Source organism: Bifidobacterium sp. ESL0690 (genome assembly GCF_029392315.1).
Taxonomy (GTDB): domain Bacteria; phylum Actinomycetota; class Actinomycetes; order Actinomycetales; family Bifidobacteriaceae; genus Bifidobacterium.
The window spans coordinates 921,656-947,566 of record NZ_CP113939.1 but is presented as its reverse complement, the minus strand read 5'-3'; the positions used below and the strand labels follow the sequence as shown (position 1 = coordinate 947,566).

The 25,911-nt window shown below is 56.6% G+C and carries 19 protein-coding genes; 3 read left to right on the top strand and 16 right to left on the bottom strand.

The features are described from left to right. Positions 1 to 133 precede the first annotated feature (133 nt). From mfd to OZX62_RS03750, 4 genes are all read right to left on the bottom strand, one after another. Complete coding sequence (gene mfd / locus OZX62_RS03765) at positions 134 to 3,658, bottom strand: transcription-repair coupling factor (RefSeq protein ID WP_277177023.1); 3,525 nt, start codon at positions 3,656 to 3,658, stop codon at positions 134 to 136. 253 nt (positions 3,659 to 3,911) lie between these two features. After that, on the bottom strand, positions 3,912 to 4,511 hold the full coding sequence (gene pth / locus OZX62_RS03760; protein ID WP_277176689.1) for an aminoacyl-tRNA hydrolase: 600 nt from the start codon (positions 4,509 to 4,511) through the stop codon (positions 3,912 to 3,914). Between the two features lie 192 nt (positions 4,512 to 4,703). Continuing rightward, positions 4,704 to 5,195 carry a GNAT family N-acetyltransferase gene (locus tag OZX62_RS03755; protein WP_277176687.1) on the bottom strand — a complete coding sequence of 164 codons (492 nt, stop codon included), beginning with the start codon at positions 5,193 to 5,195 and terminating at the stop codon, positions 4,704 to 4,706. Positions 5,196 to 5,412: 217 nt separating this feature from the next. Next, a complete protein-coding gene (locus OZX62_RS03750) occupies positions 5,413 to 8,721 on the bottom strand; it encodes a UPF0182 family protein (RefSeq protein ID WP_277176686.1) in 3,309 nt (1,102 codons plus the stop codon). 313 nt (positions 8,722 to 9,034) lie between these two features. Here OZX62_RS03750 and brnQ point away from each other — a divergent pair, with 313 nt between their 5' ends. Beyond that, positions 9,035 to 10,384 carry a branched-chain amino acid transport system II carrier protein gene (gene brnQ / locus OZX62_RS03745; protein ID WP_277177022.1) on the top strand — a complete coding sequence of 450 codons (1,350 nt, stop codon included), beginning with the start codon at positions 9,035 to 9,037 and terminating at the stop codon, positions 10,382 to 10,384. 226 nt (positions 10,385 to 10,610) lie between these two features. On the opposite strand, the gene gnd is transcribed toward brnQ, so the two are convergent. Beyond that, positions 10,611 to 11,486, bottom strand: coding sequence for a phosphogluconate dehydrogenase (NAD(+)-dependent, decarboxylating) (gene gnd / locus OZX62_RS03740; protein ID WP_277177020.1), 876 nt, complete (start codon positions 11,484 to 11,486; stop codon positions 10,611 to 10,613). 158 nt (positions 11,487 to 11,644) lie between these two features. On the opposite strand from gnd, the gene OZX62_RS03735 reads away from it, so the two are divergent. Next, a complete protein-coding gene (locus OZX62_RS03735) occupies positions 11,645 to 12,637 on the top strand; it encodes an FCD domain-containing protein (RefSeq protein ID WP_277176685.1) in 993 nt (330 codons plus the stop codon). Positions 12,638 to 12,771: 134 nt separating this feature from the next. On the opposite strand, the gene OZX62_RS03730 is transcribed toward OZX62_RS03735, so the two are convergent. The 5 genes from OZX62_RS03730 to OZX62_RS03710 form a co-directional block, all read right to left on the bottom strand. Continuing rightward, positions 12,772 to 14,106 carry a gluconate:H+ symporter gene (locus OZX62_RS03730; RefSeq protein ID WP_277176683.1) on the bottom strand — a complete coding sequence of 445 codons (1,335 nt, stop codon included), beginning with the start codon at positions 14,104 to 14,106 and terminating at the stop codon, positions 12,772 to 12,774. A gap of 157 nt (positions 14,107 to 14,263) precedes the next feature. Beyond that, positions 14,264 to 15,037 (bottom strand): SDR family oxidoreductase, encoded by a 774-nt coding sequence (locus OZX62_RS03725; RefSeq protein WP_277176682.1) that lies wholly within the window; start codon positions 15,035 to 15,037, stop codon positions 14,264 to 14,266. A gap of 194 nt (positions 15,038 to 15,231) precedes the next feature. Next, on the bottom strand, positions 15,232 to 15,753 hold the full coding sequence (locus OZX62_RS03720; protein WP_277176680.1) for a gluconokinase: 522 nt from the start codon (positions 15,751 to 15,753) through the stop codon (positions 15,232 to 15,234). A 385-nt stretch (positions 15,754 to 16,138) separates the two neighbouring features. Beyond that, entirely contained in the window at positions 16,139 to 17,422 is a 1,284-nt protein-coding gene (locus tag OZX62_RS03715; protein WP_277176679.1) for a solute carrier family 23 protein, read from the bottom strand. 373 nt (positions 17,423 to 17,795) lie between these two features. After that, complete coding sequence (locus OZX62_RS03710) at positions 17,796 to 18,608, bottom strand: histidine phosphatase family protein (protein ID WP_277176678.1); 813 nt, start codon at positions 18,606 to 18,608, stop codon at positions 17,796 to 17,798. Between the two features lie 318 nt (positions 18,609 to 18,926). Between OZX62_RS03710 and OZX62_RS03705 the strand changes: the two genes are divergently transcribed. Continuing rightward, positions 18,927 to 20,582 (top strand): ABC transporter substrate-binding protein, encoded by a 1,656-nt coding sequence (locus tag OZX62_RS03705; RefSeq protein ID WP_277176676.1) that lies wholly within the window; start codon positions 18,927 to 18,929, stop codon positions 20,580 to 20,582. A 211-nt stretch (positions 20,583 to 20,793) separates the two neighbouring features. On the opposite strand, the gene OZX62_RS03700 is transcribed toward OZX62_RS03705, so the two are convergent. The 6 genes from OZX62_RS03700 to OZX62_RS03675 all read right to left on the bottom strand — a co-directional run bounded on the left by OZX62_RS03700 (position 20,794) and on the right by OZX62_RS03675 (position 25,662). Next, positions 20,794 to 21,249, bottom strand: a complete 456-nt coding sequence (locus OZX62_RS03700) for an Hsp20/alpha crystallin family protein (protein WP_277176675.1) — start codon at positions 21,247 to 21,249, stop codon at positions 20,794 to 20,796. Between the two features lie 524 nt (positions 21,250 to 21,773). After that, positions 21,774 to 22,190, bottom strand: coding sequence for a nuclear transport factor 2 family protein (locus tag OZX62_RS03695; RefSeq protein WP_277176674.1), 417 nt, complete (start codon positions 22,188 to 22,190; stop codon positions 21,774 to 21,776). A 167-nt stretch (positions 22,191 to 22,357) separates the two neighbouring features. After that, positions 22,358 to 22,714: a DUF488 domain-containing protein gene (locus OZX62_RS03690; protein WP_277176673.1), complete on the bottom strand. Its 357-nt coding sequence runs from the start codon at positions 22,712 to 22,714 to the stop codon at positions 22,358 to 22,360. A 210-nt stretch (positions 22,715 to 22,924) separates the two neighbouring features. Further along, positions 22,925 to 23,134: a zinc ribbon domain-containing protein gene (locus OZX62_RS03685; protein ID WP_277176672.1), complete on the bottom strand. Its 210-nt coding sequence runs from the start codon at positions 23,132 to 23,134 to the stop codon at positions 22,925 to 22,927. 126 nt (positions 23,135 to 23,260) lie between these two features. Further along, positions 23,261 to 23,956: an SDR family oxidoreductase gene (locus OZX62_RS03680; RefSeq protein ID WP_277176670.1), complete on the bottom strand. Its 696-nt coding sequence runs from the start codon at positions 23,954 to 23,956 to the stop codon at positions 23,261 to 23,263. Between the two features lie 188 nt (positions 23,957 to 24,144). Beyond that, positions 24,145 to 25,662 carry a hypothetical protein gene (locus OZX62_RS03675; protein WP_277177019.1) on the bottom strand — a complete coding sequence of 506 codons (1,518 nt, stop codon included), beginning with the start codon at positions 25,660 to 25,662 and terminating at the stop codon, positions 24,145 to 24,147. Between the last annotated feature and the right edge of the window lie 249 nt (positions 25,663 to 25,911).

The following is a 25,911-nucleotide window of genomic DNA, read 5'->3' as shown; positions in this document are numbered from 1 at the left end:
ATTACTCCTTAAAGATGGACTTTCACTAACACTTCCAAGATTAATGCGTTTGATGGACGTAAACAGACAAAATTAGGCATTATTTGTGAGCGCTCACATATTACTGCTACCAAAAGTATTCGTCACTTTCCGCTCAGCTCTGCTTTGGCTTACCTGTCCACGCCAGATCCTCGAGCAGCTGATCGGTCCAGCCCATCACTTCGGGGCTGGTCATCGGCTTGCCGCCGAGGGTTCCGCCGAACGGTGCGGGAATCAGGAGCGTATGCGTGACCGGACGATATTGCGTGCCGCGGTAGATACGCGAAAGCCGCATTTGTAGGGATTCGGGCGGGTCGATCTTGGCGATGCGCACGCGGTTGCCTTGTGTGACGATTTCGGAGATACCCAATGCACGGGCCTTGCTGCGGAGGCGGGCGACGTCGAAGAGTGTATCGAATTCCTCTGGCAACGGACCGTAACGATCGGTGAGCTCCTCGCGCAACTCGGTGAAGTCTTCTTCGGTTCTGGCGCTGGCCAGCTTGCGATAGGCCTCGAGACGCAGCTTGTCCGAATCGATGTAGTCGACCGGAATGGAAGCCTCGATGGGCAGGTCGATGGTGACGGCCACGGATTCTTTACGTTCCGGTTCCTTGTACTTTTCGACGGCATCAGAGACCATGCGCACGTAGAGATCGAAACCGACGCCCTCGATGTGGCCGCTCTGTTCGCCGCCTAGAAGGTTGCCGGTTCCGCGCAGTTCAAGATCCTTCATCGCCACGTCGAAGCCGCTTCCGAGCGCCGTGTTCTGTGCAATCGTGGCCAAGCGGTCGTGCGACTGCTGGGTCATCGGTTTGGACGGGTCGTAAAGGAAGTAGGCGTAGGCGCGTTCGCGGCCACGGCCCACGCGACCACGCAGCTGGTGCAACTGGCTTAAGCCGAAACGGTCGGCGTGGTCGACGATCAGCGTGTTTGCGTTGGTGATATCGAGGCCGGTTTCGATAATCGTCGTGCATACGAGCACATCGATATCGCGATGCCAGAAGTCCTGGATGATGTTGTCGAGCTGCTTCTCCCCCATCTTGCCGTGCGCGATGCCGATTTTCGCCTCGGGCACCAGATCGTGGATCTTTGCCGCGACCTTATCAATGTCGTTGACGCGGTTGTGCACGTAGAAAACCTGGCCGCCACGCAGCAGCTCGCGCCGGACGGCGGCGGTGACCTGCGCGTCCTCGTAGGCGCCCACGTAGGTGAGCACCGGCAAGCGGTCTTCAGGAGGCGTGGCCAGCGTCGACATCTCACGGATACCGGTAACAGCCATTTCCAGCGTTCTGGGGATTGGCGTCGCGGAAAGCGAAAGCACATCGATATTGGTACGCAGCGCCTTCAGCGTCTCCTTGTGCTCGACGCCGAAACGCTGCTCCTCGTCGATGATCAGGAGTCCCAAATCCTTGAACTTGATCTTGGGGTTCAGCAGTTTGTGTGTGCCGATGACGACATCGACAAAACCGGATTCCAAGCCCTTAAGCGTCTCGTCGATCTCTTTCTTGGTCTGGAATCGGCTCATCGCCGCCACATGAACCGGGAAGCCCTCGTAACGCTCGGTGAACGTCTCATAATGCTGCTGCACCAAAAGTGTGGTCGGCGCCAGAATGGCCACCTGCTTGCCATCCTGCACCGCCTTGAACGCGGCACGTACGGCGATTTCCGTCTTGCCGAAGCCGACGTCGCCGCAGATGAGACGATCCATCGGCACGGGCTTTTCCATGTCAGCCTTGACTTCGTCGATGGTGGTGAGCTGGTCGGCCGTCTCCTGATACGGGAAGGCGTCCTCCAGCTCCTTCTGCCACGGGGTGTCGGGACTGAAGGCGAATCCCTCGGCCTGCTGACGGGCGGAATAAAGCTTGACCAGGTCGTCGGCGATCTCGTGGACGTGCTTGCGGGCCTTGGCCTTGGTCTGAGCCCAGTCGGAGCCGCCGAGCTTGTTAAGCTTGGGCTTGTCGGCGCCGATATATTTGGAGACCTGATCGAGCTGATCAGTGGGGATGAACAGTTTGTCCGGCGGCGCGTTGCGCTTGGACGGAGCATATTCGATGACCAGATATTCGCGGGTGGCACGGTTCGCGCCGACACCGGTGGTACGCTGTCGCATTTCGACGAATCGGCCGATGCCGTGCTGCTCGTGGACGATATAGTCGCCTGCTTTGAGCTCCATCAGGTCGATGGCCTTGTGGCGGCGACGCGAGGACTTCTGCTGAGCAACGGCACTGGTTTTGCCAGTAAGGTCACGTTCGGTCAAGAGCGCGAATTTGGCGGCGGAATCGATGAATCCGTCCATGGCTTGCGAGCGCACGGTGTCGAATCGCGTCACGCCGGTCTGGCCGAGTGCACGCTTCAAACGCGACAACGTTCCATTGGCCGCGGCGGTAATCGTTACTTCGAAACCGTCGTCAATCAGCCCTTCGACGCCTGTCTTGGCACGCTTCTCGTCGCCGCGATATTCTTCGGGAACCGACGCGTCAAGCTGGACGTGGCCGGGCATGGTCTTGTCGACGCCAAAACTGGTCAAACGCCAGACATCGTGGTTGGAGAATTCCAGTGAACGGATGGTCTCGTCGAAATCGAGGAAGCTTGCCTGGTCAAAACTGATGGGCGCACCGGCTCCATGACCGCTTGCGGCCACGTGCCAGCTTGCGGCGAGGAATTCGTTGGCCGTTTTGGCAAGGTCGGCGGCGGCGCGACGCAGCTTTTCGGGGTCGGAAAGCATGATGACCGCATCGCGGGGCAGCATCGTGGCCACCGGCTGCATGTCGTCGATCAGCGCAGGAATCAGCGATTCCATGCCTTCCACCGGAATGGAATCGGCAATGGATTGCAGCATGTCGTCGGCGTTGGGAATCCGGCCAATCAGCGATTTCGCGCGGGCCCGCACCTTGTCGGTCAATTGAAGCTCACGGCAAGGCGTGGCCCAGACGGTATCGATGCCATCGCCATAGGTGCGCTGGTCTGAGGCATGGAATTCCTTGATGGTATCGATTTCATCACCGAAGAATTCGATACGCACCGGATGCGGAAGCGTCGGCGGGAACACGTCGACAATGCCGCCGCGCACCGCGAACTCGCCACGATTGACGACCAGATCGACGCGGGTATAAGCGTTTTCGACCAATCGTGCGGAAACCTCATCCAGCGGAATCTCGCTGCCTACCCTGAACACCAACGGCTCCACGTCGCCCAACCCGGCCACCACCGGCTGAATCAGCGAACGGACCGGCATGACGAGAATGCGAATCGGACCGAACATTTCGCTGCCGTCTTTGGGATGGCAGAGCCTGCGGAAGACGGCCATGCGGCTGGCCACGGTGTCGGCACGTGGCGAAAGTCGCTCGTGCGGCAGCGTCTCCCAAGCCTCGAGCTGACTTACTTCATTGGGGTCTCCCCCATACCACGAGCGGATGGAATTAACGGTTTCCTCGGCCTCACGGCTTGAAGATACGACCATCACGACGGAAGAATATTGCGCACGTGCAGCCGCGAGTGCCGGTCGGATGCCTTCCGGCGCGCCGACGGTCAGCGCTTGATCGGCCGCGCCCTCCGGCGGTTCAATTTCGCCCGCGAGCAGATCACGGAACGCTCCGTCATCGTCAAGACGCGGCAAAAATCCCGCCAACGCACCCGACATATCCTGCGCGGCATGGTCGTCGGATTTTTCTGCAGCCTGAGCACGCTGTTTTACCGATGCTGCATTCCCATGTGCATTGGAATCCTTAGCAGACACAACCGGTTCCCCCGATGCCGGCGCACCATTGCGTTGGCGGGAATCCTTGGTTTTGCCGCTCGATGTTTTCGAAGTAGACGTGTTGACTTTGTCCTTGTCTGATTGATTCATATGGTTATGACGATGTTTGCTTTCACTGTTGCCGCGGCCCTGCGCTTCAGCGGCCGTTGAACCGCTCCTGCGCCTCGCTTAGCCCCTCGAACATAATAGTTTCCACCGCGTCAGCGCCATCGGCGAGGAATTCGGGAAGTTCCTTGCGCTGCTGGCCGGAGAATCCGCCGAGCACCCAGTTGACCGTGTTTTCATGGGCGTGCGGGCCACGTGCGGCGTGACCGGTGCCCATACGGACGCGGGAATATTTATTGGTCCCCAGCGATTTGTCGATGGAGCGGATGCCGTTGTGCCCTCCAGCGGAACCGCCGGCCTTGACCTTGATACGCCCGAAATCGAGGTCCATATCGTCGTGGATGGCGATAACCCGGCTAGGATCGATATCGTAATACTCAGAAATCGACGAGACGGCATCGCCGGAATCGTTCATATAGGTCAGCGGCTTGGCAAGGAAGAACTTGAGGCTTTTGCCGCTGAGGTTCATCACGCCTTTGCCCAGATCGGCCAATCCCTTGTGATCGCTAAACGACACCGACCAGCGCTCCGCCAGCACGTCGGCGACCATGAACCCCATGTTGTGGCGGGTGCCTTCGTACTTCTTGCCGGGGTTGCCCAGTCCTGCAATCAACCAGAATTGTGATGCCATCTCGCGCTACGTTCTTTCTTTTCGGCGATATACAAGCGATATCTCAGGTCTATTCTCACAAACCGCCTGTATACGGGCATGACAAAACACCCCGAAACGCGGTTACACGATACCCATCATACCGATTCCAAGAGACGCTTAGCTACGCCTACCGGTGAACGCACGAAGCTGCAGACGATCAACCTGCTGCTATCACAAATCGAGATACCAGTACGACATATCGAGATAGCCGTGGCCGTCCCAGCAAGCCTTAGGGAGGAAGCCGTAGCGGGTGAAACCGAAGTGCTTCATCAGGGCGATGGAGCCGGTGTTGCTGGCGAAAATCAGGCCGATGGCCTTGCGGTTACCGAGTTCCTTGGCTTTGTCGATCAGCCAGGAGACCATTTGGGTGCCATATCCTTGATATTGTGCGGCGGTGGCGATGTAATAGCTCAGCTCGACGACGCCGTCGTAGCCGGCACGAGGATGGAAACGCGACAGGGAGCCGAAACCGACCACTTTCCCGTTCCGGTCTTCCAAGACGACCACAGGAAAATCACGGCGAGGTTCGTGCTCGGCCACCCATTCGCGGCGCTGCTCGAGGGTGCGCGGCTTCAAGTCGGCGGTGGATCCGCCGGCGACGACCGCCTCATTGTAGATGTCGGTGATTGCCTGCAAATCGCTGTCTCGCGCCGCTCGAATCATGACTGCCCCTATCCCAATTCGTTCATATTCATCCGAAAGTATATGACTTGGATAAGCCTTAACATAAACCGATCAGGCTTGCCCGAAACCCAAACCGTACCAATCCGTCCGTTACCGTATCGATTCGATATGGTAACGGCGTTATATGAACAGCACGTGAAACGCACTGCCCGTATAACGCCGTTACCATGGCTTACCGGTTATTACCGCCGGCCTGTTACTGCTGACCTTCCGACTGCAAGGCGCGGTTCAACTGGTCGTTGAGCTCCTGCTGGGCCTTGCCATAGGCCGCCCAGTCGCCCTTCTTCATGGCGGCGTCGGAATCCTTCATAGCCTGGCTGGCCTTGCTCAAGGCATCCTTCAAGTCAGGATTGCTGGCAGTGTTTCCTGACGTACCGGACGTGCCTGAGGTGCTGCTCTTGCCGCTGGTGTCACCTTGTGCGGCGGAACCACCGGAAGAAGTATCACCGGTAGAAGAATCACCGGACGACGAATCGCCAGCCGCAGCAGCGCCACCGCCCTTGTTCTCGGCGTCGCCCGCAGAGGCACCGGAATCGCCACCGAAGACCTGATCGAGTGCCTCATCCAACGTGTCTGCAAAACCGACCTGATCGCCGAAGGCCACAAGGACCTTCTTCAGCAAGGGGAAACCAGTGCCACCGCTCGACTGCACATAAATCGGCTCGACGTACACCAGTCCCCCGCCAAGCGGAAGGGTAAGCAGATTGCCCTGCACCACGTTGGTGGATACCTTGCTATTGGATTCCTTGCTGCCCAAAAGATTGAGCTGTGTGGCCACAGTCGCATTGGTATTGAAATTGTTCTGAGCCTGCCCCGGTCCGGGTACGTTCGCATCCTTCGGCAACTCCTGAAGCCGTATCGTTCCGTAATTCGGACCGACTTTGCCCTTCTGACCTCCCGCATCGGAATCCACCGAGAGGAAACCGGTCAGATTTTCCCTTCTTACCGACGAATTGCCGGCCGGGATATACGTCGAGGTCAATGAGAACAACGGTCGCTTGGATCCACCGGTTTTGAGGGTCAGGTAATAAGGAGGCTGCAGCACGTTGTGATCTCTCTTGGTGGGAGATTCCGTGGGGTCGACCGGAGTCTGCCAGAAGTCCTCACCTGAGAAGAATTGCTTTGCATCGCCGACGTGATACTTGGCAAGCAGCTGGCGCTGGACCTTGAAGAGGCTTTCCGGGTAACGCAAGTGGCTCATCAGCTGGCCGGAAATATCGGAAATCGGATGGTATTGGCCCGGGAAGATCTTCTGCCAAGCCTTGATGACCGGATCCTTCGTGTCCCAAGTATAGAGATCGACCGAACCGTCGTAGGCATCCACCGTGGCCTTCACCGAGTTGCGAATGTAGTTGGCCGGCTGTGAATTAAGGCCCTGCACGGTCTTGGAAGTGATCGTGGTCGAATCCTGCGTGGCCACGCCGAGATCGGTCATCTGCGAATACGGATAGGCATCCGAAGTCGTATAGCCGTCGACGATCCACTTCACCCGTCCGTTGACCACAGCCGGATACACGCGTCCGTCGAGCGTCAGATACGGGGCTACCTTGGCCACACGGTCACGCGGGCTGCGATCATAGAGAATCTGCGAGTCGGAGGTGACGCGGTCGGAGAAGAAGATCTGGTCGCTGCCGAAACGGATGGCATAGAGCAGACGGGTCAGCATGTTGCCGACCTTCGGTCCACCGTTGCCGTCGAAGGTGTTGGAGGCACCGGTGGAGCCCTTCGGGTAATCGAATTCCCAAGGCGAGGTGCCCTTGGGAGAGCCGACGATGGAGTATTCCGGCGAGTTCGGCGAGAAGTAAATGCGCGGCTGATAATGCTGCGTCTTCGTCAACTTGCCTTGCGTAGGAATGCCGGATTCGAAGAACTCGGGGTTACCGTCGCTGGTCACCTTGTTGCCGTAAGCGGCGACGACGCCGTAGCCGTGCGTGAACACAGTATGGTCGTTGACCCAGTTGCGGTTGTCGTTGCCGTTGACGTTGAGCTCGCGGGCTGCGATGACGGTATCCTGGCTATGCCCGTCGATGTCGTATTTATCGACCGCCAACGAATCGGCGAACATGTAATACTGCTTGGACTGCTGCAGCTGCTTGAACGTCGGGGAAATGACATCGGGATCAAGCAGACGAATCTGCGCGGTGGTCTCGGGGTCACTCGCGAGCGCGCCGGACTGGCCGTGGGTGGTGGCGTTGTAGCTGCCGACCTTGACCTTGTCAAGGCCGTAAGCCTGTTGCGTCGCCTTGATGTTGCGGGCGATGTAAGACGATTCCATTTCCTGCTCGTTCGGGCTGACCTTGAAGCGCTGCAGAAGCGTCGGCCAGAGCATGCCGAGGACGACGGCGACGACTACGACAGCCGCGATGGCGATCATCGGCACGCGCCAAGCCTTGACGGCGGCGACCACGCGGACATCAGGCGAGGCGGGCCCGTCGAAGGAGTGGGAGCGCATGAGCCAGATGCCCAACAGAAGCCCAAGAATCGCGGTCAAGCCAGCGAGAATGAAGGCCACCGGAACGTTGGCATGCACCGTGGTGTAATCGGCACCGGTGAAGCGGTCGCCAACCTGGGTCAACGTGTTGAAGACGCCGATGACCTGGCGAATGGACCAAGCGAGCATGTTCAGGATGAACCAGACGCTGATCTGGCGACGTGCGTACTTGGTCATGGTCATGATGCCATGGCCGTTGACCGGCATGGTCACACGGATGCCGCCCATGGCAAAGTGGGTGATCACCGAGAAAAGCAGACCGAAGAAGAGCAGCATCCTCAAGGCGGAAAGCATAAGGTTGACGCCGGGAAGGATGAAGACATAGAAGCCGTTATCGATGCCGAACTGCGGGTCGCGCACGCCGAATGGCTGGGCGTGGAACATCAGCAGAACCTCGGACCAGTTCGAGTTGAACTGCGCACCGAAAATAAGGCCGACGATCAGCGAGACGATCACCGCCACTTTCCTAGCGGATTTCGAACTGACGGACTTGCCGACTTCAACGACGTCGCCCCGGACGCGAATCTTGGAGCCATCAGCGGAATCCGGACGCTTGCGAATGGCCATGGTGGCGGCGAAATAGCTCACCAACGCCATCAACACGGCGAAGGCGACCCACAGGCCTATCTTCGTCCAAAGCTGCGTCCACACCACCGACTGGAAGCCGAGCTGGCCGTACCACATTAGGTCGGTGACGAAATGGTCAAGGCCAAAGACCAGAGCCAGAATCAGCGCTACGACCACGACCACGCCGATGAAGATCTTCGTACCTTTGGACGTGCCCTTTGGCTTGTAGTTCGCCCGGCGCGTGAGACGGGGGTTGCCAGTGCCGCCCCGCGGCGGCCAGAAGTCGCTTGCGGAGAAATTCGGACGTCGACGGCCGCTGTTGGCCTCGTCGTCCCCATCGGTGTGGATATGCAGAATCTTCGGGTCGTCGTCATCGTCTTGCTGACGGCCGCTGTTGGAACCATTGCGCGGGTCCGGAAACCCACCGAAAAAGTCAAAGAAAGACATGCTTCAATCGTACCGAAAGGTGTCGCCCGTCACCTTTGAGCGAATCAGTAGTTACGCAATATCATTTATCATCTAAATTCGTTATTCCCGCTCCAGAAGCCTCACCCATCCCGGAAAATCGGAGAAACCCCATAAAACTCGCTCAACAAGGTCTTGCTATATAGTGAGCGTCATCACGCGTATCATGCGATGAAATTTTGTAATACTGCAATATTCAGGAGCTAGCATGCCTCAAACAGCGAACGAAACCGTCGAGCCAAAAGCCAACGACGGCTCGCAACAAATGGCCGAAAAGTCCGAAAAGCCGCAAACCATGAAGCTTTCCGGCAAGCACCGGCTGGTCGTCGCCTTCACCTTCTTCTCCATGTTCTTTGGCGCCGGCAACTTGATTTTCCCGCCGCTGATGGGCGCGCAGGCGCAATCCGCCGCACTCCCGGCCACCATTGGATTCATCGTCTCGGCGGTTGGTCTGCCGATTCTGGGCGTGCTGGCCGTGGCCTCGGCCGGCGGCTTCGAACATCTCGCCTCACGTGTCTCCCCCAAGTTCGCCGCTGTGTTGGCCTTCGTGATCATCATGGCCATTGGCCCCTGCTTCGCCATCCCCCGCACGGCCACGACCTCCTACGAAATGGCCATCACGCCCTTCGCCGGCGAAAACAACCGCGTGGCGCTGCTGATCTACTCGCTGGTCTTCTTTACGTTGTCGTTCATCCTGAGCCAGCACCCGGAAAAGCTCTCCAAATCGCTGGGACGTTTCATGGGACCGTTGCTTCTGGTACTTATCGCGGTCATGTTCGTCGCCTGCATTTTCATCAGCCACACCCCGCTCGGTAAACCGTTCGGTGACTACGCCCACGGTTCCCTGATCTATGGGTTCATCAACGGCTACCAGACCATGGACCTTCTTGCCGCGCTCTATTTCGGCATCGTCATCTCCGCCAACATTTCGGAGTTCGGCGTCACCGACACCAAGGCCAACCGCCGCGAAACCGGCATCGCAGGCACCGGCGCCGGCATCCTGCTGATCCTCATCTACGCTGCGCTTTCCTTTATCGGCGCGGTGAGCGGAACCATCAAATCCGCCGACGGCAAGAACGACACCGGCGCCACCGTGCTGACCAACCTCACCACTTCGGCATTCGGTTCCATCGGCACCGCCTTCGTCGGTCTCATCTTCGTGCTTGCCTGCTTCAACGTCTGCACAGGCCTTATCTCGACCTGCGCGACCTATTTCGAAGACACCTTCCCCACTGTTTTCGGCCATCCCGTCAAATATCGTGCATGGAGCGTTTTCTTCGCCGTGTTCAGCTTCATCGTCTCGAACGCGGGCCTGAGTGCCATCATCACCGTCTCGTTGCCGGTGCTCGGCGCCCTCTACCCCATCGCCATCGTCCTGGTACTACTCAATCTTGTGCAGAAGCCGTTCTCATCCAAGTTCCCGCGCGTCTATTTCTGGACGGTACTGCTGGTGGCAATCTTCACCATCTTCGACTGCATCGTCAAACTGCTCGCCGTCTTCGGACTTTCCGTTGCCTCAGTGAGCAACGCGCTGGCTCACTTGCCGCTCTATAACGCTCAGCTGACCTGGCTTATCCCCGCAGCCGCCGGCATCATCATCGGCATCATCGACAGCCTGATTCGGCGTAGTCGGCAAACCAAGTAAAAAATATCGGCCAGTCATCGTCAGCCTTAATCCGTCAAACGGCAGTCGCCTTCCGGAATATGCCTCGCCGCGAATACCCACGACGCTAAAAGGCTGGAGTGACGCTGGGGAACGCCACCACTAAAACATTCCACTCTATATATTTGTGGGGTTCCATCTTCAACGGATGGAACCCCACAATATTAATCACGTTTCGCACTTAGTCTATGCTCAACGCTTTTTCGACTCAGGCCTTGGTGATGTGGCCGCCGAACTGGTTACGCATCGCGGTGACCACACGCAAGATGTCATCGGCACCGCCGCGCGAAGCCTGACGGGTATAGAGACCGGCGCTGATGGCCGGAGTCGGCACACCGAGCTCCGCCGCCGCCTCGATTGTCCATTTCGCCTCGCCAGTCTCGTCAGCCACCGGCGGCATTCCCTTCAGATCAGGATCGTCCTTCATCGCCCGGACCACAAGGTCGAGGAGCCACGAATCAACGACGCTACCCGCGCGCCATGAAGCCATGACCTTCGCGGGATCGGTGACATACTCGCTGCGTTCCATGGTGGCGAAACCTTCGCCGAACGCCTGCATCATGCCATATTCGATACCGTTGTGCACCATCTTGGCAAAGTGGCCGCCGCCGACCGGACCGGCATGCACCAGACCATCCTTGCCTTCCGGCTTCAGCGCCTCGAAAATCGGCAGCATACGCTCATATTCCGCATCAGTGCCACCAGCCATCAGCGCATATCCGCGTTCTTCGCCCCAGACGCCGCCGGAGACGCCGCAATCCATGTATTCAATGCCTTTTTTCGCCAGCTTGTCGGCGTTGATTTTGTCATCGGTATAGCGGCAATTGCCACCGTTGACCACCATGTCGCCGGGCTCGAGCAACTCCATGAGCTCGTCGAGCGTGCTGTCCGTAGCCTTGCCGGAAGGCACCATGACCCACACGTTGCGCGGGGCGTCAAGCTTCGAAACCAGTTCCTTAAGGCTGGAGACATCGCGACCGGATTCAGGGCTCAGGTCATAGCCCACGACCTCGTGCCCCGCTTCGCGAATTCTTTTGGCCATGTTGCCGCCCATACGTCCTAGACCAATCATGCCAAGCTGCATCATTTCCTCCTTGAGAAACAACTGTTTGTCTACGATTAAAGAGTATCATATATTTTAAAGAGATTACCTTTATTTTTAAAAAGATTTCTTTATATTTTATCTTTAATTTTTTGACAACATATACGAATTATTTACAAGTTTTTGATAACCTTGAGAGAATGAGCAGCAAACACAAAGGGCAGACGCACAGCCCCGTCCCCGATTCCCGAACCAACGACGATGACGATTGGGAAGCGAAGAAACATCCAGCCAAAAAGGCCAAGCCGAAAACAAAGCTGGCACAGAGTGCGGCGAATGCAGACGAAATGCAGGCAACACCCGCGAATGATTCCGTCACACAGGTAAGCTCGACAAATGCTATCGAGGCTCAATCCGCTCCCGCGAATGCGACCGAAACACAACCGGCCCCGGTGAGCACGACGAGTGCACATTTAGCCCCGGTGAGCGCAACTGAGGCACAACCCACGCCGATTCCCATGCATCACGACGTCGCCGAAAAACTCGCGATCGATATCATCGAAAACCGCTGGAAACCAGGCACCAGCATCACGCTCAACGACATTCAGGAACGTTTCTCGATCTCCAGGACGGTGGCAAGGGAAGCCGCGCATGCCCTGCAATCCGCCAATGCCGTCATCGTGCGGAAACGCGTCGGTCTCATCGCCCAGGAACTGGACAAATGGCAGTCACTCGACACCCAGGTCATCGAATGGAAACTGCACTCCAGCTGCAGGAAAGAGCAACTGCTGAGAATTACCGAGCTGCGTCTGGCCGTCGAACCCGTGGCCGCCGAGGACGCCGCGATGTACGCACCGATGGAAACCAAAGCACTGATGCCGGTTCTGGCCAGCCAGATGCGCAAGGACGGGGAATCCGGCAATCTTACGGAATTCCATAAACTTGATACCCGGTTCCACAACGAGATATTGACGCACAGCGGCAACGAACTGTTCACCGCGCTTTCACCGCTGGTCGACATCGTTCTGAAAAGCCGTGTGGAGCAGGGGCTTTACCCCGCCAGGCCACGTCCCGACGCGCTGGACGCTCACGAAAAGGTGGCCGAGGGCATCTGGAAGGGCGACGCGAAACTTGCGCGCAAGGCCATGACGCATATCGTCAGCGAGGTGCGCACGACCACGCAGCACTCCTGATTCGACAAACCGGCAAACCTGCAAACCGATAATCAGATAATCAGACATACAAAAATCGGGTCCCGCACCACTCAAACAGAATGGCGCAGAACCCGATTTTTTCTATTATGCCTAGTGTCTGCTGACGCTATCGCTCAGACGAAGAGCGAGAGGCAGAGCACGGAAAGCAAGCCCACAACGGATATCACCGCTGTCGCGACTGTCCAGGACGAAAGGGTGTCCTTCAGTGAAAGGCCGAAGTATTCCTTGATCATCCAGAAGCCTGCGTCGTTGACGTGATCGCAGAACACGGAGCCTGCGCCGACGGCGAGCACCATCAGTGCGGGGTTCACGCCGGTGGAGGCCATCAGCGGCAGCACCAGGCCCGCACCGGTCAGCGAGGCGACGGTCGAGGAGCCCACGCAGACACGCAGGATAGCGGTGATGAGCCAGGCTGCAATCAGCGGCGGCATGCTGATGTTGGTGAACAGGTGAGAGACGTAGGTGGAGACACCGCCGTCGACGAGCACCTGCTTGAAGGCGCCGCCACCACCGATGATGAGGAGCATCATGGCGATCTGCTTGACGGATTCTTCCATGGACTTGGTGATCTCGCCCATCTTCTTCTTCTGATGGAAGCCCATCGACCACATGGCGAAGAGCATGGAGAGCAGCATCGCGATATCAGGCGCGCCAACGAACTGGATGGCCTCGTTGACGATGTTCTTCTTGGGGAGAATGAACGAGCAGATGGTCGCGAACGCGATCAGGATGACCGGCAGCAGCGAGGTGAGCACGGAGATGCCGAAGCCCGGGGTGTCTTCGGTCTTGAATTCCTTGTACTCGCCGAGCACGGTGATGTCGATGTCCTTGCGGTAGAGGCCGGGACGCAGCTTGTGCAGGAAGTGGTTGAAGACCGGACCGGAGATGATGACGGTCGGGATGGAGACGATGATGCCGTAGATCATGACCTGGCCCATGTTGGCGCCGAGAGTGCCGACGATAGCGGTGGGCGCGGGGTGCGGCGGCAGGAAGGCGTGGGCCACGTTCAACGTGACGGCCGCGGAAAGGCCAAGCTCCATGAAGGGCATGTCGATCTCGCGGGCGATGACGAAGATGATCGGCAGCAGCACGACGAGGCCGACTTCGAAGAACAGCGCGATGCCGACGATGAAGGACGCCAGAACGACGGCGACCTGGATGTGCTTGCGTCCGAACTTGTCGATAAGCGTCATGGCGATGCGATGGCCGCCGCCCGAATCGGAGACCAGCTTGCCTAGCATCGAACCGAAGCCGAAGATGACGGCAAGGTGGCCGAGCTGGCCGCCGATACCGGTCTCGATGGTCGTCGGAATCTTGGCGATTGGAATCTGGAGGACCAGCGCCGCCAGGATTGAGGTTATAATCAGCGATACAAACGTATTGAGTTTGCATTTAGCGATCAGGAAAATCAGCACTGCGACAGCGCAGGCCACGATTACTAATGGCATTGCTTCTTACACTCCTTCTTATTGTTCTTCTTTATTTTCTATTTTTATTTCCGCATCTTGCGACATGGAAAACAACTTTGTTGATGAACCGGCCTCGGGATTAATCGGCCGGCCTTCGGGTCAGCCCGCTTTGAGCAGGACCGGCATTGGACCAGCGTCAGCGGAGCAGGTAGCCTCCGTCGACAGGCAGCATCACGCCGGTGACGTAGTCGGAGGCCGCGGAGCACAGGAACACCATCGCCCCCATGAGCTCGCTCGGCTCGCCCCAATGGCCTGCCGGGATGTGGTCGTGAATCTCGACGCTGCGCACCGGGTCGTTCTGCAGGGCGAGGGTCATCGGCGTGTTGATGTAGCCGGGCGCCAGGCCGTTGACCTGCACGTTGTAGGGCGCAAGGGCATCGGCATAGGCCTTGGTGAGCCCCATGACCGCATGCTTGCTGGCGGCGTACGGGAAAATTCGCTTGCCGGCGCGGTAGGACTGCATCGAGCCAATGTTGACAATCTTGCCGCTCTTCTGCTTCATCATCACTTTCGCGACTTCATGCGAAAGGTAGTACAAAGCGTTGAGGTTCACATCAATGACCTTGCGCCAGTCTTCGTCGGGGAAATCGGCGAGATCGTGGCGAAGCTGAATGCCGGCGTTGTTGATGAGCACGTCGATACGGCCGAACAGGCCGAGCGTCTTTTCTACGATGGACTTTGCGGCACCGTCTTCGGTGATGTCCTGCTCGATGAACTCGACCCTGCGGCCATTGCCTTCGACGATCTTGCGCGTCTCGTCCCAGCCGTTCTGCGAGTCGCTGACCACGCAGACATCGGCCCCGACGGTGCTGACAGCCTGGGTATAGTACTTGCCCAGTCCGCTCGCGCCTCCGGTGATGAGCACGACCTTGTCGGTCAGCTCAAAACTGTGAATGGAAAAATCGGCCATAATATATCCTTTCCTTCATCGTTAAAGGCCTTGTTATACGTTTTAACTACATTCGGTTGAATCAATCGACTAAATTACTCAAATCGACTAATTCAACCAAGCCGCCTGATTCCGCAGATTTTTGCCGAATCAGGGATTTCCGCGGCGAGAACGGCCTTATCTTCGCCGCGGCTTTTTACTAGTAGCGACGCCGGCTAAGCGAGCTTGCCGGTTTCTTCGTAATGTTTGATGGCTGCGATGGCGCGGTTTTCGACGGTGGTCGGGTCGCCCTCAACGGAGACCGTGACACCGTTTTCGTCCGGCTCAAGCGGCTGGAGGTCGGCGAACTGGCTGGGAAGCAGCGACGGCGGCATGTAATGGCCTTTGCGCTTGGCCAGACGGCCGCCGATAAGTTCCTGGGTGCCGGAAAGGTGGACAAAGAGGACGTCGACATGCTTGTGGAGCACCTCGCGATAGGCCCGCTTCAACGCGGAGCAGGAAACCACGGTGGAGTTGCCTTCCTTGTCCTGGTCGGTCATCCACTGGCTAATGGTCTCCAGCCAAGGCCAACGATCCTCGTCCGTGAGCGGTATGCCATGGCTCATTTTGTCTACATTCGCCTTGGGGTGGAAATCGTCGCCTTCAGCCATCACGAAGCCCAATTGGTCTCGCACGGCCTGTGCCACGGTGGTTTTGCCGCAGCCGGCAACGCCCATGATGACAACATGAATACTCATATTTAACTCTCCTGCGTCCTCGCAATGAACAACTGACGAAAATTACTATATGACGATGTAACCGTTTTGTCAAAAGAATGACCAAAGTTTTTAAAGAGAGTACTTATCTTTATAATCAGATATATTCAGGCGTTAATCATTCTGCTATATAAACTATGGGGTTACAAGTATCTGGATAATTGTGCAGATATGACACGCCGACAGTGCATTCGCAATACAGATTTCGAGATATGCAGACCGGCCGAGGCGTATTTTTACCTTGGACCGGCCACACACGGTTAAAAAAACGCCGGGTGACGTTGGATGGTCACCCGGCGAATCAGCCGGCCTTGGTTTCCGGCTTGGTACTTTTGCGGTACTTTTTGAAGTTATCGAGCCATCGACGTCACTCGGTGCCGTCTTTGGCGATGGCTCCGGTGGCGCGGCCGATGGCGCGCAGGCCGTGGTACATGACCAGGACCGCGACGGTGCCGATGGCGATGCCGTTGAATTTGACACCGCTGATGGCGAAGCCGAAGTCGGCGATGCCGATAATCATCGTCACGGCGGCGGTCATATTGTTCAGCGGCTTGCCGAAGTCGACGTGATTGTCGACCCAGATACGCACGCCGACCATGCCGATCATGCCGTAGAGCAGGGTGGTTACACCGCCCAAGACGCCGGCGGGAATCGTGTTGATGATGGCGCCGAACTTCGGGCAGAGACTCAGAATCAGCGCGAAGGCCGCGGCGCACCAGTAGGCGGCGGTGGAATAGACGCGGGTGGCGGCCATCACACCGATGTTCTCGCCGTAGGTGGTGGTGCCAGAGCCGCCACCGAAGCCGGCGATCGTGGTGCCGAGGCCATCGGCGAAGAGGGCGGTGCCGATGTGGTCATCGTAGTTGCGGCCGGTCATCTGCGCGACCGACTTGACATGGCCGACGTTTTCGGCAATCAGAACCATGACCACCGGGATGAACATGGGCAGCACGGAGAAGTCAATCTGCGGCAGATGGAAGTGAGGGAAGCCAATCCATGCGGCCCTGCCCACGGCGGCGAAATCAACCTGACCGCGGAAGCAGGCGTAGGCGTAACCGACCAAGACACCGAGCAAGATGTTCAGGCGGCCAAGCAGGCCCTTGAAGAGCACGGCAATCAGCAGGACAGCGACCAAAGTGACGGTTGCGGTGTCGGGAGCCTTCTGGAAGTTGTTCCATACCGATGGAGCCAGGTTGAAACCGATGATGGCGACGATGGCGCCGTTGACCACCGGCGGCATGATGATGTCGATCCATTTCGCACCGGCGAAGTGCACCAGGATGCCGATGAGCGCCAGCAGCATGCCAGTGACCATGATGCCGAAGCTGGCCACGGCGATGCCCTTGTGAGCGGTGGTGACCGCGACAATCGGGGCTATAAAACCAAATGAGCTACCCAAATAACTGGGTAGCTCATTTTTATTGATCAACAGGAACAATGCCGTCGACATCGCCGTGAAGAACAATGTCGTGGACGGATCGAAGCCCGTCAATATCGGAACGAGGAACGTCGCGCCGAACATCGCGATGACGTGCTGGGCACCGATGCCCGCCGTTCGGCCCCACGTCATGCGCTCGTCGGGGTCGACCACTTCCCCGGGGTTCAACGTCTTGCCGTCACCATGCAGTTTCCAGGTGAACATGTTGCTCATCCTTGACTCTCCTTTTGGGCATACTTCCGCCACTAATAGAAAATAGGGGATTCACCGCGCGGCTTTGATTTCGTCGCGCGCCGTTGGATATTATAGCGGCCCTCTTGACGTCGGCGTGTCGAGTATCTCACAAGTGACAATCAGCTTTTGAACCAACGACTGACGTTGTTGGAGGTCGGGATATACAATGTCCGACATGCTCCTGGCTGAGCCGTTAAGCAGGAAGCCCAGTGGGCTTCCTGTAGGCGAAATGAGCGCGATGTATCGAGCGCGAAGGCAAAATCTTTGATTTTGCACAGGCCAAGCTTTACGCCTGAGCATCGCATATCCCAGCCTCCAACACTCAACACATTCTTACTGTTGAGGAAACGACTTATAGATGAGGGGTGACCGATTGAACCACGTCTACGAGGTCGCCGTTGGAGAGGAGAGGACGCTGGAATTCGCGCCACGGGTCGACCTTGATCGTCCAGCGACCGGTGTCCTTATCGTAGACCGGACGCGCGGTCTGCTCGAAGCGGATGCGCTCGTCGGTGCGGCCGGTGTGAGGGTCGCGGCGGGAATAGTGCAGGCAGGTGCAGTTGGTGATCTTCCAATTGTCACTGTCGGCGCGGCGCAGGAACTCCTCGTCGGAAAGGTCTTCGAGGGTCAGCATCAGCGAAAGCATGAAATCGCCGTGGGTCACCACGATGACGGACTGGGCCTCGGCGCGGCGGTTCAGCGACGTCAGCAGGTTATGGGCGCGGTTCTCGGCCACGTCGGCGATGGATTCGCCGGCCGGCGGACGCCAGTAGAGCGGGTCGGTTTTCTTGAACATCCAATTGCGCTCGTAATTGTTCTTGAACACTTCCTGGGTCACCGTGCTGATCTCGCCCCACGAACGCTCACGCAACACGCGGGTCTCCTCCCACTTGGCCTTCGGCAACGCCATGGTCGCCGCGGTCTCGCGAGTGCGAACATAGGGAGACACCAAGTAGCGGTCAAAAAGCTGCTGCTGCTCGACCAGCCAACGGCCGATGCAATAGGCCTGTTTGCGTCCCGTCGCCGTCAGCCTCCACGAACGGTCCGGAACGGTGACGTTGTCCTGTGTATAGAGCGAATTGTCGCCGTGCTCCCCTGCTTTGACGATGACGTTCGCCTCCGACTCACCATGTCGGATCACATACAAATCCAATGGCATACCCATATGCCCACCTCTTCCTACATACGCCTCATCAATCAATACTGTTAACAATCATAATCCCATGTTCCTGCGCCAAACGGAAGCACGGGCCACAAGAAGGCCAAATCCGACGATATTTGCAAAAATACCAATAATTATCCTATTATATTGTCCGGCAACGTCCATCAGTGTTTGATAAGTTGTCATAAACAACGCCGATAATCTCACGTTCACCTATCCGCTAAAGTTCCGCCCCGAACGCCTTGCTAACGGGGATGAAACCGATATGGTGGATAGCACAACTCAAAGCTGTATAAACCCCAGCGAGAAAAGGTCGCCCACATGTCCACTCGAAACACCATCAAAACCGCCATTGCAGGCTTGGCACTGACGCTGTGCGTCTCCATGGCCTTGGCCGGTTGCGGCGGATCGACAGGTGGCACGAGGCAGAGCGACCCCTCGTCCGCGTCCGGATCGGGGCAGCCTGTCGTGGTCAACAACGTCGAACCGGCGGCAGGGCTCATCCCCTCCGATACCGATGACACCGCAGGCTGGAAAGTCGTCACGCAACTCTTCGAAGGCTTGGTCACGTTCGGCAAGGACGGCAAACTCGTCAACGCCGGGGCGCAATCCATCACCCCCAACGCCGACGCCTCGCAATACACGATCACGTTGAAGCCGGGACTCACCTTTTCTAACGGCGAGCGCATCACGGCCGAAACCTACGCCAAATCCTGGTCGTTCGCCGCCAACGCCGCCAACGGGATGATGGGAGCCTCCATTTTCTCCACCATTGCCGGCTACGACGCACTGCAGAACGAGAAAGGTGACCCGAAGGCCCAGCTTTCCGGGCTTCACGCCGTGGACGACAACACGCTCAAGGTCGATATCAACGGCCACGATTCGTCGTTCAACTACAAGGTCGGCGACGTGGCGTTCCTGCCGATGCCTTCCAGCGCATTCGCGGACATCAAGGCGTTCGGCGAGCATCCGGTGGGCAACGGGCCATACAAACTCGCGTCCTGGACTCACGACCGGGAGATACGACTGACGCCCAGCAAGACCTACAAAGGCCCTCGCAAACCGGCAAATTCAGGCGTGACCTTCAAGCTTTACACCAACGTCGATTCAGCCTATTCCGATTTGGAGGGCGGCAATCTCGACGTGCTCGACGCCATTCCCAACTCCGCGCTGACCACGTTCCGCACCGATAAAAGCGTCACCCCGTACGTCAAGCCCGGCCCGGCCTTCAAATCCTTCACCATTCCACAAAATCTCAAACATTTCACCGGTGAGGAAGGCCGCTTGCGACGCGAGGCGATCTCGCTTTCCATCGACCGCAAAGACATCACCACCAAGGTGCTGCACGGCACGGCCAAGGTGGCCACGGACTTCACCGCCCCCACCATCGCGGGCTACTCCACCAAGCTCACTGGCTCCGACGTCATCGGCTACAACCAGAAGAAAGCGCGGGAACTTTGGAAAAAGGCCGATGCCATCGCACCCTTCGATGGGCAATTCCGGCTGGCCTACAGCGCCGACAGCGGGTTCAAGCCCTGGGTGGAGGCCATCGTCAACTCGATCAAGAACACTTTGGGAATCAATGCCGCGCCTTATGCAATGCCCACGCAGAAGGAATTCAGCGGGGCCATTCACAACCGGACCATCAATGCGGCCTTTGTGCAGGGTCTGCAATCCGACTATCCGCACCCGGAAGGCTACCTGGTGCAGGCCTATGATTCCTCAGCGGCCGACGGAAAAGGGCTCAACAACGGCGATTACAAGAGTCAGGAATTCGACTCTCTGATCGATAAGGCCGCGGCGGAGCCTTCGCTGACCAACTCGATCACGACCTACCAGCAGGCCGAAGAGACGCTACTGCGCGATTTGCCGGTGATTCCCTTGTGGTACGCGAATGTGGCCGCCGGCAGTGCCAAAAATGTCAAGGTCGATTTCAACTACATGGGCCTTCCCGAGTACGAGAAGATCACCAAGTAATAAAACATCAATGTCTATTGAGTCTTGCGCGGATCCATGTACCTTCACGCAAGACCGAATAAACTCAAACAGCAAATGTCGCCGTATACAACGAAACCAGAAAAATATTTCTATTCCGTTTTATACGGCGACATTATTATCCGATTGGAATAAGGAACGGGTAAATATTACCCGGCTGGAACCTTACTTTTTTAAAACCGATATCGATAAATCAGCCTTCGATGGCGATCTGGTGCTTGGCCTCAACCTTGGGCTGCGGCTGAATCTTGGCGATCTCCAGGCTCAGTGTGCCATCCTTGTAGCTGGCATGGATGTCGTCTTCCTTCACCTGGTCGCCGACGTAGAAGCTACGAGAGCAGGTGCCGGCGTAACGTTCACGACGCAGCCACTTGCCTTCATCGTTCTTCTCGTCATGGTTCTCGTCGCGCTTGGCGGAGACGGTCAGATAGCCGTCATGCAGTTCAAGGGAGATATCGTCCTTGTTGAAGCCAGGCATATCGATGGAGACATCATAGGCCTTGTCGGTCTCACGAACATCGGTCTTCATCATGTTTGCCGAAGAGATCGGGTTACCCATGCGATTGCTGGAGTCTCCCCAGCCGGCGAAGAACGGATCGTCGAACATATCAGAGAACGCATCATGCATCAAAGCCGGAAACATAGCCATAATCAATACTCCTAAGTATTGGAGGCAAGCCATGACGCCCGCGGCCGGAAGCCAGCCAGCCGGGTGACGAGAGGCTCCGGAACCTTACGGCTCCAAGTCTTTATCTTGTCACTTAGTACAACCGTTATTCCCAACCTCGCTTCCCGAATTTAACCTGCAGTGAACAAAACTTGAGTCTCTTCGACTCAACTTTTGAAAAATGGCTTATTCCATTATCAGTAAGAATAAGAAGAACTTATTCCCTGCAAAAAAGATAGCAAACTGGAACAATGAATACTCCCGGGAAGACTCAACGTACGAAAGCATCCAACCCAGACCCAACGGGAACAACGAATACACTCGGACTTAATCATTGTGCAAATAAGTACAGCTACAAGCCGACTGAACGATTCCGCCTCTTGCATCACACGCAACGCATACATGGCCACGTAACCGCGTACCAACGATGTCGAAAAACAGGAAACGGATCAATCGCCGATAACGATGATCCGTTTTCTGTTACATTTTAATAAAACCGACTGCCGTCACTCACCTTTGTACGGGTAATCGCGGCGACGCGTGGCCGTGAACTCGCGGACGCGCTTGATCTTGTTCTGCCGATTGAACTCGATAACCGAAACCCCATCGAAATCGTAGGCCTCACCCTCGCGCTCCTGGCCCGCCAGCGTCCAGAAGACGGTGATCGACGGCTGACCCTCGCGGCCACGCGCGTGCGTGAAATAACCGACCTTCCACGTCAGTATTGTCTGACGATCCATCGCGTCCTCGATCCAATGATGAATCTGGTTGCGGTTCTCGTAAATGTGCCCGTTGGACTCCTCGTAGACACAATCCGGAGCGAAGAGCGCATCGAGCTTGTCGAAATCGCGTGTCACCCACATGTTGAAGTAATCGGAAATGGCACGCTCGCGCTTATGTGCCCTCGGTATTGATAACGTCACTGTCGCCATATTTATTATCATACGCTATACAAACCGCGTTACACGGCCTAAATACAGATTTTTTCTATGAAATTTATGACATCTCGACGTTTGTAGCGAATCCGCTGCTGAATTACGCTGTATCATCTTTCTTTATTTGGCGATAATCGACATGGATAATAAATCTATTACGAAAGACGACTGACGAGATAATCCTTCAACACTACAGCTTGATTATGCTCAGGATCTTTGGCACCGTATAGCAGAGTGACTTTCGGCTGTTCACGACATATCGCAACCAACTTATCGACTGCTTCCGTGTTGCCATCCAGTTCTTTACGATATTTGTCCGCGAACTCATCGAATTTGGCGGGGTCGTGACCGAACCACTTGCGCAACTCGGTGGTCGGGCCAATCTCCTTAAGCCATAAATCAAGCTTCGCCTTCACCTTTGAAATGCCGCGCGGCCAGAGTCGGTCGACCAGCACGCGATAGCCGTCGGTGTCCTCGGCCGTTTCATATACCCGCTTCAACGCAATCGTCATATTCCCACTCCTTTGACGTTTACCGCTACCCCAGCGTAGCGCAGAAAAGAGCAAAACAACAGAGCAAGCCGACATCAACGAAAATCAGAGAATTCGATATACGCAGTCAGAAATTTCCCGGCATAAGAAACATGGTTCCTCGACGTGAAGTCCAAGGAACCAAGATATTGACAGTGAATTCTAATGATGAAAGTCGAAAATCTTCGCCTGTCAGCTCATGAGGAAATCGAGGATGTTCATGCCGGCGTCGGTTTCGGCGCGGTAAAGCTCGGTGTAACCGCATTGTGTGCAGCTGACGGTGATGAACTTCTTGTTCTGCACGTTGAACAGCTTGGCGAATTCCCCGCCTGTCGCTTGGAATTGGTCGGAGGTGTAATTCTGGCACCCGCACTTGACGCATACGTATTGTTTCTGCTCCATCACTGGACCTTTCTATCTTTTTAGATATCTCTCAGTAATCCAAGATACAGCACAGCATAAAAAATCGCTGTTCCCAATGTTTACTCCAGTGATATTGGAAGCAGCGATTACTGAAAAGAGTTAGGATCAGACAAGAACCTCGTCAATGGGCTTGTCGCCGTCGTAGAAGTCGATGGTCTTGCGCTTGGCGACGTCGGCGCTGAGCACGCGGGCGATAACCGCCGCGACGTTGCCGCGTGAGGTCTTGCGCTGTTCGTTGGTTGCCGGCTTGTCGTCAATCATCGTATGGTCGTCGGTCAGGACAATTTTGTCGGTTTCCGGCTCAAGTGTGAGCAGGCCGGGGCCGAGAATCGTGTATTCGAGCGAGGAATCACGCAGGTGGGCGTCGGCATCATGCTTGGACTGCGCATACGTGATGAACGAATCGGGCCAGCCCATCTCCTGCGGATCGCGGTCAGCCGTATCATACGAAACCATGACGAAACGACGCACGCCGGCCTTTTCGGCCGCATCCATCGCGTTAACTGCCGCCTGGTAATCGACGGCGTGGGTGCGAACGTCATCCCCACCGCCGGCACCTGCCGAGAATACGACGGCCACGGCGCCAACAAAGAGGCCCGCAAAGCTATCGACGTTGGCGTGTTCCATGTCGAAGACCACCGGATTCGCACCGGCCTTGCGCACATCGTCGGATTGCGCCGGGTTGCGGATGACCGCGTCAACGCTAAAGCCCGCTTCCTTCAGTTTCGGTTCAGCGAGCAGCGCCACCTTCCCGTGGCCGCCCAAGACGATGACTTTCCGTTGTTGCTGTATCTGTGACATGCTCGTCAAACCTTTCACGAATGGCGCTTTATGCGCCTGTCTCATGCGCCATCCGCTTCTTCACTGACTGCGCATCCAACAATTATCACACCGCAATATGAGTTCGCGGAGAGCTATAATGAACCATTCGATTTGCGCAAGCTGCGGTGTTGGCTTGAAAACACAACCAGCCCGCAGCTGTTCAGACTTCACGAGGCATCTGCGACAGCTACAGCTTCCTTTGCAGATTCCACTTCGTCCGACGATACGTTTGGGGTCACCTTATGCTTATCAAGCAGCGTGACCAGCAAGTAGACGACAAGGCCTACCGAAATCCCGAAAATGATGGGCCAATTGCCGCCTACGGCAAACTCGGTCTGCTTGGTCACCTCGCCATAGATCATGGTGATGGACACGGCGGCCGTACTGGCGAACAACGAGGCGAAACCGGCGAAACGGGAGATCTTCTTCAACACGAAGGAGAAAATCACAGGGATGAAGACGCAACCGGAAAGGAAACCGTAGGCAAGGTCCAGCGCCTTGAAGATATCGCTGATCAGCAGCGACAAAGCGATGATGACGATGCCGACGACGATGGCGATCCCACGATTGATCCACACATCATTGCCGCCATGATTCTTTTTGGCTTCTTCATTCGCGGCTTCCGCCTTGACGTCGTTTTTGGCATCCTGGCCATCGGAAACGGCAGAGGCTTCGGAGCTCTTCTGCCCCTTGACGAAACGCAGATACAAATCATTGTAAATGACCGTCGAGCAGGCCAATATCGTTCCCGATGCCACCGACATGGCGGCGGCAAGCGCCGCTGCAAGCAAGAGACCGACAAGACCGGTGGGCAGGAAAGCGGAGATACCCGTTTCGAATGCCAGCGAGGGATCACTCAATTTGAATCCGGCTGCGCATACAAACATTCCCAGCATGACCGCAGCCAACGAATAGAAGATGGCATAGATGCCGGCGGTAATCGTGCCCCAGCGTGCGATCTTCGGCGTCTTGGCCGTGAAGATACGCTGCCACATATCCTGGCCGATCACCAGACCGGGAACATAAAGCAGGATCCAATGAAGCGTTCCTGAGAAACCGTAGGCGCCCAGATTCCAATGGGTGGCAGGGATGTGCTGAACGAATCCGGCAATTCCACCGACAGCAGGGTTGCTGAGCACGAAAATAGGCACCAGAATCATCACGCCAAGCGTTTTGATGATGAATTGGACGATATCGGTCATGGTCACCGACCACATACCGCCAAGGAAGGTATAGAAAACCACGACCAAGCCCGAACCGATGATGGCCCAGACTTTCGGGATCTTGAAGATGCCAGAGACGATGGCGCCCATCGACACCACCTGAACCACCGTCAGAGAAACCGTGTAGATGATGGTGAGAACGGCCCCGAAGACGCGGGCGCTGGCACCATAGTTGCGTTCGATCACTTCATTGATCGACAATGCGCTGAGCTTACTGAGCTTGCTGGAGACCAAGATACCGAGCGCTATAAGGCCCAAACCGAGCGAAGTACCTACCCAGGCACCGGCGATGCCGTCGGAATAACCTTTCTCGGTTCCGCCCACGGTAACGGCGCCACCTACAGCCATGGCCGCCATACACCCGAAGAACAACGGAAAGTGCAAACGGCGGCCAGCGACGAGGTAGTCATCACGATTTTTGGTTTTACGCAACGACCAAAGCCCTATACCTATCAGGACCACGAAATACAATCCGATAACAATAAAATCCAATGTATGCAAGGATTTCAAGAAAATCACCTTCGATTCTCATGATTAATGAAAAATCTATAAATTTGAACCATAAAACAAACACCACCAGGAACACATTGTCCCAACGACACGAAAGCCTTGAGAACTTTCAACTCAATCCCGCCGGGACACTAGATACAACCCACAAAAGTGATGGGCGGCATATGCGTGCTACCCATCACCACTGTGAGCCTTCTCCTT

Excerpts from the sequence above, each read along its gene's own strand:
- mfd (WP_277177023.1), bottom strand. The coding sequence starts at position 3,658 with ATGTCGGGTGCGTTGGCGGGATTTTTGCCGCGTCTTGACGATGACGGA.
- pth (WP_277176689.1), bottom strand. The coding sequence starts at position 4,511 with ATGGCATCACAATTCTGGTTGATTGCAGGACTGGGCAACCCCGGCAAG.
- OZX62_RS03755 (WP_277176687.1), bottom strand. The coding sequence starts at position 5,195 with ATGATTCGAGCGGCGCGAGACAGCGATTTGCAGGCAATCACCGACATC.
- OZX62_RS03750 (WP_277176686.1), bottom strand. The coding sequence starts at position 8,721 with ATGTCTTTCTTTGACTTTTTCGGTGGGTTTCCGGACCCGCGCAATGGT.
- brnQ (WP_277177022.1), top strand. The coding sequence starts at position 9,035 with ATGAAGCTTTCCGGCAAGCACCGGCTGGTCGTCGCCTTCACCTTCTTC.
- gnd (WP_277177020.1), bottom strand. The coding sequence starts at position 11,486 with ATGCAGCTTGGCATGATTGGTCTAGGACGTATGGGCGGCAACATGGCC.
- OZX62_RS03735 (WP_277176685.1), top strand. The coding sequence starts at position 11,645 with ATGAGCAGCAAACACAAAGGGCAGACGCACAGCCCCGTCCCCGATTCC.
- OZX62_RS03730 (WP_277176683.1), bottom strand. The coding sequence starts at position 14,106 with ATGCCATTAGTAATCGTGGCCTGCGCTGTCGCAGTGCTGATTTTCCTG.
- OZX62_RS03725 (WP_277176682.1), bottom strand. The coding sequence starts at position 15,037 with ATGGCCGATTTTTCCATTCACAGTTTTGAGCTGACCGACAAGGTCGTG.
- OZX62_RS03720 (WP_277176680.1), bottom strand. The coding sequence starts at position 15,753 with ATGAGTATTCATGTTGTCATCATGGGCGTTGCCGGCTGCGGCAAAACC.
- OZX62_RS03715 (WP_277176679.1), bottom strand. The coding sequence starts at position 17,422 with ATGAGCAACATGTTCACCTGGAAACTGCATGGTGACGGCAAGACGTTG.
- OZX62_RS03710 (WP_277176678.1), bottom strand. The coding sequence starts at position 18,608 with ATGGGTATGCCATTGGATTTGTATGTGATCCGACATGGTGAGTCGGAG.
- OZX62_RS03705 (WP_277176676.1), top strand. The coding sequence starts at position 18,927 with ATGTCCACTCGAAACACCATCAAAACCGCCATTGCAGGCTTGGCACTG.
- OZX62_RS03700 (WP_277176675.1), bottom strand. The coding sequence starts at position 21,249 with ATGGCTATGTTTCCGGCTTTGATGCATGATGCGTTCTCTGATATGTTC.
- OZX62_RS03690 (WP_277176673.1), bottom strand. The coding sequence starts at position 22,714 with ATGACGATTGCGTTGAAGCGGGTATATGAAACGGCCGAGGACACCGAC.
- OZX62_RS03685 (WP_277176672.1), bottom strand. The coding sequence starts at position 23,134 with ATGGAGCAGAAACAATACGTATGCGTCAAGTGCGGGTGCCAGAATTAC.
- OZX62_RS03680 (WP_277176670.1), bottom strand. The coding sequence starts at position 23,956 with ATGTCACAGATACAGCAACAACGGAAAGTCATCGTCTTGGGCGGCCAC.